This is a genomic window from Aureisphaera sp. (assembly GCF_059726885.1).
Genome location: NZ_AP041051.1, coordinates 2,122,286 through 2,134,746, shown reverse-complemented (window position 1 = coordinate 2,134,746; position 12,461 = coordinate 2,122,286). Strand labels below are relative to the sequence as shown.

The following is a 12,461-nucleotide window of genomic DNA, read 5'->3' as shown; positions in this document are numbered from 1 at the left end:
TTCAAAGTAACAACCAGCAATCATGAAAACAACTAAATTCTTTTTAATCGCATTGGCACTACTGGGGAGTGTGTCACTTGTACAAGCCCAAAGAGGGGCGCGAATAGGATATATAGATATGGAATATATTCTGGAAAGCGTACCTGAATACCAAGAGGCCTCAACACAATTGGAGGGTAAAGTACAGCGATGGAAAAAAGATATTGAAAAACTTAATGCAGAAATTGAGCAAATGAAACTCAATCTAAGCAATGAGCGTGTTTTATTAACCATTGAATTGATCGAGGAACGTGAAGAGGAAATAAAGATATTGGAAGAAGAAATGCTTACCTACCAACAAGCTCGTTTCGGACCCAATGGAGACCTTGATATTCAAAGAAGGCAATTGGTACAGCCGGTTCAGGACCAAGTCTTCAACATTGTTCAGGAAATTGCCGAAGCTAAGAAATATGATTTTATCTTCGATAAATCTGCAGATATTGTGATGTTGTTTGCATCTAAACGTAATGACATTAGTGACCAAGTTCTAAGAAGAATTAATAGAGCAAACAAAAGGGAAGAAGCTCAAAGCCGCAAGGAGAAAAAGGAAATTGAAGCTCGTGATGGCCTTTCAGACGAACAAGATGTTGAGGTAACGGCAAGGGAACAGGCGGCTGAGGAAAAGAAGGATGAAAGATCCCGATTACTGGAGGAAAGAAAAAGACAAAGAGACTCTGTAAGAGCTGCTAAGAAAGCAGAATTCGATGCCAGAAGACAACGTCTACTAGACGAAAGACAAAGAAGAAAAGATTCAATTTTGGAAGCCCGTAAAAACCGGTCTGGAGACAATACCCCAGAAGGTGAAGGCGATGGCGGACAATAAGGAATAAAAATAATCTAATCTATTTACACTTAAATTTAATACAATTACAATGAAACAATTTAAATTACTATTTGTAGCTGCTGCGCTTTTTGTAGGATTTACAACTTCTGTAAATGCTCAGGACAAAATTGCACATATTGACACCCAGGCTTTGGTTGAGGCTATGCCGCAGATGAAGGCAGCTCAAAGTCAGTTAGAAAAACTTCAAAAAACATATGACACTGAAATCAAGTCTATGTTAAAGGAGTTAGACGCGAAAATGAAGCAATATGATAGCGAAGCTTCTACCAAGACAGATGCCGAAAACGAAAAGCGTGTGATCGAAGTACAGGGAATGCAAAAGAACATTAACGATTACAGACAGCAAGCGTTAAATGACCTTCAGACTAAGGAAGTAGATCTTTTGAAACCCGTTTTGGAAACAGCACGTACAGCTATTCAGAAAGTAGCTAGAGCACAAGGATTCCTATATGTATTGGACTCGTCCAATGGTAATGGGGTTATTTTGGCCGATGGAACGGATCTTCTAAGCTCTGTAAAGCAGGAACTAGGAATTTAATTGAAATTCATTGCCGATAAAACAAAGACCCTATAGAGTTTTCTATGGGGTCTTTTTATATTTAATCTCTTTTGACAGCTAATGCACCCATAGGAATTTTCGATTCGGGCGTTGGCGGAACTTCCATCTGGAAAGAAATCCACCAACTCTTGCCCTACGAGCACACCCTATATTTGGCCGATAGCAAAAATGCTCCATACGGTGTCCTTCCTCAAGAAGAGATACTTGCTCTTAGCAAGAAAAATACAGAGTATTTGATCGAACAAGGATGTAAGATCATTGTAGTCGCCTGCAATACGGCGACCACCAATGCCATATCGGAATTGCGATCCCAATACAGCATCCCCTTTATAGGAATAGAGCCAGCCATAAAGCCGGCTGCCTTAAAAACCAAAACGAAAAGCATTGGTATTCTAGCAACAAAAGGGACTTTGAGCAGCAAGCTTTTCCACGAGACCGCAGATTTGTTTACCAATGGAATTGAACTCATCGAAGTAGTTGGAGAAGGATTGGTTCCCCTGATAGAAAAAGGGGATTTGGACCATCCTGAGTTACGGTCCTTATTAAAAAAGCATCTTCAGCCCATGCTAGAGGCCCATATAGACCATTTAGTGCTAGGTTGCAGTCATTACCCCTATCTTGTTCCTTTGTTAAGGGAAATGCTCCCAGAGGACGTTAAAATCATAGATTCTGGGGAAGCAGTAGCGAGACAAGTAGAGGCCATTCTTCAGAAACATGATTTGCTCAACACAACAAATGAACTGCCCCGTTTAGATTTCTATACGAATGCTGAAGTAGAAACACTGCATATTTTATTGAAAGAGTACAATAAAAGCACCGTGATTGCGAAAAAGGAATTTTAATTTTTAAACCACCCCGAATACTTTACATAGTTTCCTGCGATACGGTGAATCTCGCCATGCAATAGTTCTTCACTCACGTCTTTTACCTTTTTGGCGGGAACCCCAGCATAAATACTGCCACTTTCCACGCGAGTGTTTTTTGTTACCACCGCACCAGCTGCAATAATACTATTGCTCTCTACGATACAATCATCCATTACAATGCTTCCCATTCCTATAAGTACATTATCCTTTATGGTACATCCGTGTACAATGGCATTGTGCCCAATGGAAACATTATTGCCGATGTTAGTGGGCGATTTCTGATAAGTAGCATGAATCACGGCACCATCCTGGACATTTACGCGATCACCCATTTTAATGTAATGCACATCGCCCCGTATCACTGCATTGAACCATACACTACATTCCTTACCCATAACAACATCCCCTACGATGGTGGCATTCTCCGCAACAAAACAATCTTCTGGAATGACAGGGTATTTTCCGTTTACTGGTTTAATGATCATAGCTTATCCGAAATAACTCAATAAATCTTTTTTCTTGGCTGGGCTTACCATTATCTCCTTACCATTTTTTAGAACAACACTTCCTCCTTTGCCTTTTCTGTATTCGGTAATGGCATTCACATTTACCAAATAGGATTTATGAACCCTGGCAAATCCATTATCCGTCAAAGTTTCTTCAAAATACTTCAGGGTTTTGCTTACTAGCTTTTTCTTCTCCCCAATATAAATCAAGGTATAATTATCATCAGCTTGGCAATACAAAATATCCTCAATTTGAAGGACCTCAAACCCGTGTTGCAACGGAATGGTAATTTTACCATTAACGGCAGCCTGTTTGGGCTTAAGTACCGTATTTTGTAAATCCTCTTCCTTCTCTTTTATCTCCACCACATAATCTACCGCCTCTATAAGTTTATCGATATTGATAGGTTTCAGCAAATAGTAGGAAGCATGTGCATTCAAGGCATCAATGGCATAATGATCATAGGCCGTAACAAATACGGTCTCGAAGGTTCGGTCACCAACTTTATCCAATAAATCGAACGCATTTCCATAGGGCATTTCTACATCCAAAAATACGAGATCCAAATCGTGATTTCGAATAAGCACTAGGGCTTCATCCACGTTAGCGGCCTCACCCATTAACTCAACCCTAGGGCAATACTTCGCCAAGTAATTCTTTAGGATATCCCTACTCGTTTGTTCATCTTCTACAATAATAGCCTTTAAATCCATTTAGTCTTTCTTTAAAATTAATTGCACCCGCGTACCCAATTCATCTTCAAAAGCATCTTCCACCAGCACATCCACCTTATCTTGGTACATTTCGTTTAGAATGGCAATCCGTTTCTTGATATTGCCCATTCCTTTCGATTTCTGTTTCTTCTGATTTTCAGTTTTCAAATCCTTTGAACGCCTCCTCCCAATACCATCGTCCGTAATTGTAATGATTACGGTGTCCTTATCCTTCTGACTAAAATCGATAACCAAATTGCCCTTTTCTTCCTTGTAACGCAGCCCATGCCAAACAGCATTTTCTACATACGGTTGCAATAACATGGGTGGAATTACGAAGTCATCCAGCACCAATTTCTCGTCAACATTTACTTCATAATCGAACTTATCCTTAAACCTAAAATGTTCAAGCTTTACATATAAGCGCAATAATTCTACTTCTTTAGACAACGGAATGAAGTCTTCATCGCTGTTTTCCAACACCGATCGCATGAGCTGTGAGAATTCGCTTAGGTATCGATTGGCAGCACGCTCATCATTACTAGCGATAAAGCTATTTACCGAATTAAGGGCATTGAAAATGAAGTGTGGGTTCATTTGGGTTCTTAGGGACTTTAAGGCCAAAAGACTATTCGCGTATTTCTGCTGCGTTACATTGCGTCGTTGGTTATATGCTGTAAACAAAAGCAACAATGCAATAGCAATAAGGGATCCTATAATCCATTTCTGAACCCTATTATTCTTTTCTATCAACTCCTGATTTTCAAAGGCCAGTTGGTATCTGCTTTCATTCAAAACGCGCTCACTTTCCAAACTGGTAATCCTATTTTGTTTCAAGGCTATTTCCTTACTGAATCGCGTTGCTTGCGATAATTCCTGTTCCTTTTGTATATAGAGTTCATCTACTACGGCAACATAGCGTTCATAACTCTCGGCAGCCTTATCGAAATCCCCAATATCCCTGTAAATTTCTGAAAGCTTACGGGTAGCGTCCTTTTGTACCACTAGATCCTCTTTGGCATCGGCCTCCGTAATACTGCGTTCCAAAAAGGGAATGGCCTCATCGTATCGATCCTGTGCCACATAGGCATTTGCGATTTTATAGTTTTGTCGTTGCGGTGTTAGTGCGCTGCTTAAACTGGTCACAGTATCCCCCAGACTTTCAAGACTATTTATTTCGGTCAATGCCTCTTGCCTTAACTCTATTTCCTTGTCAAAATCCTGTTTTTGGTTATAGAAATCGGCCACGGTATTCTTTTCTTCTACCGCCCTTCGTCTGTTTTCTTTTTTTGAAAGGTTTAATGAATTGTCAAAGTAAGCCTCTGCTTCTTCGATGGCACCTCCCAAAGCGTAGGCTTCTCCAATACTGGAATTGAGATCGGTAATTTTGGGGGCGATTTTATGCTCATTGGCAATATCTAGCGCCTTTTGATAATTGAATACACTTTTAACAGCGTCATTGGTAGCCTTATAATTATCCCCTAACCCTTCATACACTTCCACTTGTTGATAGTTGGAAAGTTTCAGGTTCAGTAATTTTCTATACTCCTCTATACTTTCTTGATAGTTCCCATTCTGCATAAATGCTTTGGCCAACTTAATACGTGTTTCCGGATTGGGTCGGGAACGGATACTTTCCTTGTAATTGGCTACGGCCAAGTCTGGTAATTGCCAATGCAAATTAATGTCACCCAGCATTTCGAAAGCAATAGCATTTTGCGATGAAGACGCCTTCCTTCCGGTCACAGACTGCAACGCCTGGGTAACATATTCAATACTTTTTTTAGCATCAATCCTCAGGGTGGCTTTTGCTGAATCTATATAAACTGAAAATAAATCCAACCTTTTCTTGGACTTAGACCTTGTAGGCAAGCTTGCCTCCATGGCCTTTTTAACTTCAAGGGTAATTCTTTGTTGATCCGCAATTCTGTAACGAACCGTCTCAAATTCATCACTCCGTATAACCAACTCATCCCCTACTTGGGCATTAATTTTAAAAAGGCCTTCATTGTTGGTAGTAGTATACCCTTTACCCGTAATCTCAACATTCACCTTACCGATAGGGCGATAAGTGTCCGACTCCAATACCTGTCCTTCCAGATCGAAACTGGCAGCTGCTTCGTCATCAAAAACATTCCCTTTCCTATCCAGCTCATTTTTTTCCTGGGCATACCCCAGACTGAAAACAAGCGAGAAAAAGCAAATTAGATATATGAGTGTTCTATTCATTATTTATTTAAAACGTAAACATACACACTTTAAGGCATTCCGAAAAACGGCTTCTGTCCAATATCGCCATAAAACCAGTTAAAATCTAAGGTTTAACTAAAGCAACAGACCCTTTCACTCAATCAAATCACCACTTTACTAAACGCTCTTTTTTTATGAATGAAGACCTCTTTAGGTTTACCCCAAATTTAAAATGTATTGAAAAATGAAAACACTACAAACGATAGCTTTACTCTTCTCATTCATTTCGGTGTATGCATGCAAGACCGAAACGGATAAAGAACTTGCTTTTCACAATGATGCAACCATTTCGGAAAATGTGTCGGAGCATTACATCCGCGTGGCCTTGCTTTTGGACACATCCAATAGTATGGATGGGCTTATAGACCAAGCCAAAGCACAATTGTGGGAAATAGTAAATGAATTATCATATGCCAAATGCCGTAGTAAGCAACCCAATCTAGAGATCGCCCTTTACGAATATGGGAATGATCGATTGAGTTCCAAAGAGGGATATCTCAGAAAGATTTTACCCTTCACCAACGATTTAGATGACGTATCTAAAGAACTGTTTTCCCTTACAACCGATGGTGGAAGCGAATATTGCGGAACCGTAATCAAAGCTTCTCTGGAAGAATTGGATTGGGGGAATGATGCCGATGATCTAAAAATGATATTTATTGCAGGAAATGAACCTTTTACCCAAGGCAATGTAGACTATAGGGATGCCGGTAGCAAAGCAAAAGAAAAAGACGTGGTAGTTAATACGATTTTTTGTGGGGACTTCGATCATGGCGTTGCTACTAAATGGCAGGATGGGGCTAAAGTAGCCTATGGTGATTATATGGCCATAAATCATGACCAGAAGACGGTTCATGTTGCCTCTCCATACGATGACCTCATTCTACAATTAAACATTCAATTAAATGGCACCTACGTACCCTATGGAAAAAGAGGCCGGTACAAAGTAGCCGAACAGACCGCACAGGACAGTAACGCAATGGGATATAGTAAGGAAAACGCAGTTAGTAGAACCGTTTCTAAAAGTTCCAAATTTTACAATAGCAGTTCATGGGATTTGGTCGATGCCGAAACTGAAGAAGACTTCAGCTATGACGATCTCAAAAAAGAAGAACTTCCTGATAACCTTAAGGACAAATCAAAATCCGAAATTAAGGCATACGTCAAAAACAAGAAGGAAGAACGTGAGCGCATAAATGGTGAAATTGCCAAACTCAATGAAAAGCGCAGAAAATATATTGCAGAAGAGAAAAAGAATTCTTCCAATGGTTTGGAAAGTGCCATGATAGAGGCCCTAAAAAAACAAGCCAAAAAGAAAAATTATACTTGGAATTAAAAAAAGCCCCTTTCGAGGGGCTTTTTAATATCTTTAATGTTACTACTAGTACCCTCTCGGACGTAGCATACCATTATACCTCATGTCCTGGGACCATCTCGAAATTTTACCCTCCAAGAAGTTATATCCCAATGTAATTTGATGGAATCCTCCAGAATCGAATCGTACACTCCCAGATTGGTGGGTATATGTGTAAGCAAACACAAATTTATTATAGTTCACACCTATAACCGGTGTTATAAACTGTAGTTTTTGATCCTTGATCTCAGTTCCATCCAAAAACTCGGAACCATCAAAACTTCTTCTATAAGATATTCCACCCCATAGTCTTCCGAACTCCATTTCCCTAAAAGCTTTGAAGTTTACATCGATAGATTGTTCACCCGTTCTTTCCTTCCATTGAAATAAGAAAGAAGGCTCATACGCCCATCTTCCATAAGATGTTGGAATAAAATAAGCAGAAGAAATCATATATGTTCTCTGATTATTGGGTTCTAATTCTTCAGTAAATAAATTTCTATTCTGGAAAATTACATTCTTAGCCGTAACATGTCCTGAAAAATTCAAGAAATAATAGGAAACCCCAACATCTGCGTTGAAATAAGAACTACTCTGAATAATTCCGGCTACAATCGGGTCGAAATCGTTAGGGTCGAATTGTGTTTCATCCAATCGAGATTGAATTAATCCTGCACTTATACCAAACGAAAGTTGATTTAGATCGGCATTCCCCCTACCAAACATAATGTGGTGGGCATATGTTAAATATCCCCCTACCTGTGAATGATATCCGTTTTTATCGTTAAAAAGAATGGCTCCAATACCCGATCTATCACTTAAACGAGCATTAAAGCTCAATGTTTGTAGATTAGGGGCTTCATCCTGATCGAACCATTGTTGCCTAGCACTTAAACGAAGCTTATAATAATTTGCAGCTCCAGCAGTTGCAGGATGCAACAAATAAATGTTGTCCGCAAAATAATCCGAATATGTAGGAATTCCATCCTGTGCAAATCCGATAGAAACGGAACAAAATAATAATAAGCTTAAGTAGGTTTTTCTAAAATTCATAGTCGTTATCTTATCGTTTTAGGGTAAAGTGCCCTGTGAACTCTTTCCTTGCCTCGTCCTCTGTGTACTCCACCCTGAACCAGTAATCGCTCGAGGGCAGCGGGTTCCCGTTGTAGGTACCGTCCCAGCCTGGCCCCAACGGGCTGATCTGCTTGAGAAGCTTACCGAAGCGGTCAAATATATAAATTTTTGCCGTAGGGTCGCCACTGGCGATCCCTATGATGTTCCATGTGTCGTGGAAGCCGTCCTGGTTCGGGGTCACGAACCTGGGGTAGTCTATCACCCCCACCTCGACCGTCACGCTACCGCAGCCGTTGGTGTCCCGTATGGTCACCGTGTGCGGCCCCGGCTCCACGCCGGTGAAGGTATGGGCCACCTCGCCCGCCCCCTCGAAGGGGCCGTCGTCGAGCTGGTACTCGTAGCTGCCCTCGCCCGTGGCGGTGGCCTCGATCATGTGCTCGCCGTCGAAGGCGTTGCTGGTCACGTCCACCGTGTACTCCTGTGGGGGGGAGGACAGTACCACCGTGGTGGCGGCCGTCGTGCTGCAGCCCGACTCCACCTCGGTGATGGTCACCTCGTAGCTGCCGCCCTCGGTGGCCAGCAGGAAGGGCTCAACGGCATTGGGGAGCACCTCCCCGTTGACCGTCCATGAGAATATGTAAAGTGCCGGGTCGAGGCCCGTGTCTATCAGCGGGGGGGACGGGTCGCCCGATTCCTCCGGGATGGCCACCCCGTTGTCAACGCAGAGCCTGTACTCCTCCTCGAGCTCCACGGTGGGGAGCCGCTCCACAGAGAGCAGTACCTCCACCACGGCGAAACAGGCGTCGGGGTCCTCAGGGTCCGCCTGGTTGGTCACCCGGGCGTAGATCACCTGGGGGTTGACCACGTTGGCGTACACGTCGGGAAGGGGATCGGTCCCCGCCTCGGCGTTCTCGAGCGTCTCGTGGTAGGTCAGTACGTAGACCGCCGGGTCCTGGCCCGCAAGTATCTCCGCCGCCAGCGCGTCGGCCTCGCCGTCGAGCTCCGTCGGGCTGGCGGGGTCGCTGTGCAGGGTAAAGGCGCCCACACCGTCGTTATCGCCGGTGTTGTCGCATATCTCGTAGGGCAGCGCGGGCTCCATGGCCGTGGCCGCCTCCTTGACCTCAAGGTCGAAGCTCAGGGACACCTCCCCGCTGTCGGGGTCCTCCTGGCTCGCGGCGAAACAGCCCGTGGCCGTGTCGGTCACCCTGATGTAGATCGTCTGTGGGTTGGACTCGTTGGCAAAGGCCGAGGGGTCCAGTATCGGCGAGGCGCCCGACTGGGCGTCCGCCAGGGAACGGTAGTAGGCCACCCCGAAAAGCAGCGGGTCCTGGCCGTTGAGCGCCTCCGCGTCCCGCTGGGTCAGGTCGAACACCGCAACGCCGTCGGCCGCGAACTCGCAGGCCACAAGGTCGCTGACATCACCGCTGCCGTCGGGCAGCGGGTTGACCACCAGCTCCAGTACCACCACCGTGTAGCAGGGGAGCTCCCCGGGGGGGACGTCCCTGGTCACGCGGGCGTAGACCGCCTGGCCGCCCGGCACCGTGTTCTGGTAGGCCGTGGGGTCCGCTATGGCATCCAATGGGTCGCCCACCTCGGCAAGGTCCGCGCCCTCGTAGTACAGTATGCCCACGTCGGGCTCACCGTTGATGATCTCGTCGTCCTTGGACGTCAGGTCGAACACCGAGAGGCCGTCGAAGGGCGATACGTCGATGTCCGGGTCCCCGTCGCCGTCGCACACCTCAAGGGGCTCGGGCTCGCTGGGGGTAGGGTTCGGGAGGACCCTAAGGGTCAGGTCCGTGCGGGCCTCGCAGCCGGGGCCCGTGAAGACGCTCACGAATATGTCCTGTGGGTTCACCGGCTGCCCGTCGGGGTCCACGTTGCGGTGGGACGTCGGGTCCGCGATGGCGATCCCCGCATCCTGGTCCGAGGCGCTCAGGTAGTACGATACGGAGTAGCTGCCGTTGCCCCCGGTGATCGCGTCGTTGTTCAGGGTAAGGTCGAAGGTCGATATGCCGTCGTCCAGCGTGCTGCCCCCCTGGTCGTCATCGCACTCGGCCATCTCGAAGGGGCCGGTGCCCAGCACGGGCAGCGGGTTCACAACCAGGTCGAAGGGCGTCGCAAGGTAGCAGCCCGTAAGGCCGTTCTCGGCACGGGCCCAGACCGTCTGTGGGCTAGAAAGGTTCGTGTAGGCGCCCGGGAGGGGGATCGCGTTGGTCCCAAGGTCCGCATCGAGGGCGCTCTCGTAATAGGTCACCTCCAGAAAGTCGGCAGGGCTGTCCTGGGTGGCCAGCACCGGGGCGCTGTTGAGCGTCAGGTCGAACACCGCAAAACCGTCCCCGTCGTCATCGCACACCTCCATCGGGGAGAGGAACGACCCGGGGTCCGGAGGGTTGGGCAACAGCTCCACGCGCAGCTCCATGGCCACGATCGTGAAACAGGGGTTCACCCCAGGGGGGGTGTCCCGCACCACCCGTGCGTACACCACCTGGCTGAAGGGCACTATGTTGGAGTAAGGGCTCACCAGCACATCCGCGGGGTCCGCCACCTGGGCGTCCACCAGTGTCTCGTAGTAGCTCACCGTGACGTCCGCCTCGCCGTTGGCGATCTCGGCGTCCTTGGAGGCAAGGTCGAAGGCGTTGAAGAACCCGTCGTTGTCGTCGTCGCAGGCGATCAGGGGCTCCGGCTCGATGGCGCCCGGGTTGGGCTCCACGTTGATGAAAAAGCTGCTGCTGGCAGTGCAGCCCTCGGTGCTGCGCACCGTGGCGAAGACCTCCTGCTGGGGGGAGGCCGTGTTCTGGTAGGCCGTGGGGTCCGCTATGGGGATGCCCGCGGCAAGGTCGGCAGCACTGGCGTAGTACTCCACCACAAGGGTGTCGTCGCCAAGGTCGATCAGAGGGCCGTTGGGCGTGAGGTCGAAGGTCGAAAGGCCGTCGTCAAGGGTACTGCCGCCCACCTCGTCGTCGCACTCGAAAAGGTCGGCCCCCGTGCCGATGGCAGGGAACCCACCAACGACCAGCTCGAAGGCCGTCACACGGACGCAGCCCGTGACAAGGCTCTCAAGGCGAACCCAGACCGTCTGGCCCGTGCTCGGGAAGGCGTCCGCAGGGTCGATCGCGTTCACCCCGGCCTGCGCGTCGCCCTCAAGGGTGTGATAGGTGATCGGGGCAAAGCCGGAGGCGTCCTGAACACCAAGGACCGAAGCGTCCTGGAGCGTAAGGTCGAAGACCGCCTGGCCGCTGCCGTCAGTGTCGCACGAAAGGAAAGGGTCCCGGAAATCCCCGTCAGGCACGTCCGGAAGGGCGATCACGTTAAGCGTAAGCTCAACGATATCAAAACAAGGTAATATACCGGGTGGAACATTTCGCGTTACACGGGCATATACTATTTGGCTTCCCGGGGTCGTATTTGTATAAGGACTTATTAGTTCGGTGCCAACAACTGCATCTATTGCCTCTTGTTCGGTGGCATAGTATAATACATTTACATCTGGTTCACCATTAATTATTTCTACATCCCTATCGGTAAGGATAAAACCATCAACGATGCCGTCATCGTCGTCATCACAAAGTTCTATTGGCGTTGGTGCTGGGTTAGGAGTCGGTACTGGAAGCACCGTAAGGGTCAATGTAACGGTGATGCTACAGTCCTGTTCCGTGGTCACACGGCCGATTACCGTCTGGGGAGTAGCAATATTTTGATACACATTCGGGCCCATGATCGGGTTGTCCGCTGCCTCATCTGCCAATGATTCAAACCACTGTACCGTTAGTGTCGCATCGCCACCGGTAACGAACGGGTCTTGGCTCGTTAGGTCGAACGTGGATATTTCATCGTCAATGGTACTGCCATTCACCTCATCGTCGCAGAGCATCATCTCGAAAGGGCCCAGGTCCTCAGGGAGCGGGTCAACGATAAGTTCCAGCTCAACGATATCGTAACATCCGGTCGCTCCATTATTGGGAGAGGTACTATTCGCATTCCCTACCACTAGAATATAGACTGTTTGTGGAGTGGATGTATTTATATAGTTGGCTGGGGTGGCTATTGCAGCCGAGAAATCAGGTGCTATAAGTGCTAGGTCTCCAGCGAGTATAGCATCTGCTTCATCTTCATACCAATATAGGTCGAATTCTGTTGGGCTCATACCTCCGAGCACTTCGGCGGACACCACGGTAAGATCGAAAAACGTGAACCCGTCCTGGGTACCGTCATCATCACACATGCGCAATGGTTCTGCGGGTGTAATTGCCACAGG

Annotated in this window: 9 protein-coding genes; 4 read left to right on the top strand and 5 right to left on the bottom strand. The window is 47.3% G+C overall.

From position 1 onward, the window contains the following. The first annotated feature begins 22 nt into the window (after positions 1 to 22). From AC6JAD_RS09190 to murI, 3 genes are all read left to right on the top strand, one after another. Complete coding sequence (locus tag AC6JAD_RS09190; RefSeq protein WP_461305441.1) at positions 23 to 862, top strand: OmpH family outer membrane protein; 840 nt, start codon at positions 23 to 25, stop codon at positions 860 to 862. A gap of 49 nt (positions 863 to 911) precedes the next feature. Beyond that, on the top strand, positions 912 to 1,421 hold the full coding sequence (locus AC6JAD_RS09185; protein WP_461305440.1) for an OmpH/Skp family outer membrane protein: 510 nt from the start codon (positions 912 to 914) through the stop codon (positions 1,419 to 1,421). A 71-nt stretch (positions 1,422 to 1,492) separates the two neighbouring features. Further along, positions 1,493 to 2,284, top strand: coding sequence for a glutamate racemase (gene murI / locus AC6JAD_RS09180; protein WP_461305439.1), 792 nt, complete (start codon positions 1,493 to 1,495; stop codon positions 2,282 to 2,284). On the opposite strand, the gene AC6JAD_RS09175 is transcribed toward murI, so the two are convergent. The 3 genes from AC6JAD_RS09175 to AC6JAD_RS09165 are packed head-to-tail and all read right to left on the bottom strand — an operon-like array spanning position 2,281 to position 5,757. After that, entirely contained in the window at positions 2,281 to 2,793 is a 513-nt protein-coding gene (locus AC6JAD_RS09175; RefSeq protein WP_461305438.1) for a gamma carbonic anhydrase family protein, read from the bottom strand. The genes murI and AC6JAD_RS09175 overlap by 4 nt on opposite strands. Positions 2,794 to 2,796: 3 nt before the next feature. Beyond that, the gene (locus AC6JAD_RS09170) at positions 2,797 to 3,528 is read right to left on the bottom strand and encodes a LytR/AlgR family response regulator transcription factor (RefSeq protein WP_461305437.1); all 732 of its coding nucleotides are present in this window, start codon (positions 3,526 to 3,528) and stop codon (positions 2,797 to 2,799) included. After that, on the bottom strand, positions 3,529 to 5,757 hold the full coding sequence (locus AC6JAD_RS09165; RefSeq protein ID WP_461305436.1) for a tetratricopeptide repeat-containing sensor histidine kinase: 2,229 nt from the start codon (positions 5,755 to 5,757) through the stop codon (positions 3,529 to 3,531). Between the two features lie 205 nt (positions 5,758 to 5,962). Here AC6JAD_RS09165 and AC6JAD_RS09160 point away from each other — a divergent pair, with 205 nt between their 5' ends. Beyond that, complete coding sequence (locus AC6JAD_RS09160; protein WP_461305435.1) at positions 5,963 to 7,114, top strand: vWA domain-containing protein; 1,152 nt, start codon at positions 5,963 to 5,965, stop codon at positions 7,112 to 7,114. A gap of 45 nt (positions 7,115 to 7,159) precedes the next feature. On the opposite strand, the gene AC6JAD_RS09155 is transcribed toward AC6JAD_RS09160, so the two are convergent. Both AC6JAD_RS09155 and AC6JAD_RS09150 read right to left on the bottom strand, forming a co-directional pair. Then, a complete protein-coding gene (locus tag AC6JAD_RS09155) occupies positions 7,160 to 8,185 on the bottom strand; it encodes a PorP/SprF family type IX secretion system membrane protein (RefSeq protein WP_461305434.1) in 1,026 nt (341 codons plus the stop codon). Between the two features lie 10 nt (positions 8,186 to 8,195). Then, a complete protein-coding gene (locus tag AC6JAD_RS09150; RefSeq protein WP_497866296.1) occupies positions 8,196 to 12,428 on the bottom strand; it encodes a T9SS type B sorting domain-containing protein in 4,233 nt (1,410 codons plus the stop codon). Between the last annotated feature and the right edge of the window lie 33 nt (positions 12,429 to 12,461).

Bases quoted from the DNA above. Each gene is read 5' to 3' on its own strand.
- AC6JAD_RS09165 (WP_461305436.1), bottom strand. From the start codon at position 5,757: ATGAATAGAACACTCATATATCTAATTTGCTTTTTCTCGCTTGTTTTC.
- AC6JAD_RS09155 (WP_461305434.1), bottom strand. From the start codon at position 8,185: ATGAATTTTAGAAAAACCTACTTAAGCTTATTATTATTTTGTTCCGTT.
- AC6JAD_RS09175 (WP_461305438.1), bottom strand. From the start codon at position 2,793: ATGATCATTAAACCAGTAAACGGAAAATACCCTGTCATTCCAGAAGAT.
- AC6JAD_RS09160 (WP_461305435.1), top strand. From the start codon at position 5,963: ATGAAAACACTACAAACGATAGCTTTACTCTTCTCATTCATTTCGGTG.
- AC6JAD_RS09190 (WP_461305441.1), top strand. From the start codon at position 23: ATGAAAACAACTAAATTCTTTTTAATCGCATTGGCACTACTGGGGAGT.
- AC6JAD_RS09150 (WP_497866296.1), bottom strand. From the start codon at position 12,428: ATGTGTGATGATGACGGTACCCAGGACGGGTTCACGTTTTTCGATCTT.
- AC6JAD_RS09185 (WP_461305440.1), top strand. From the start codon at position 912: ATGAAACAATTTAAATTACTATTTGTAGCTGCTGCGCTTTTTGTAGGA.
- AC6JAD_RS09170 (WP_461305437.1), bottom strand. From the start codon at position 3,528: ATGGATTTAAAGGCTATTATTGTAGAAGATGAACAAACGAGTAGGGAT.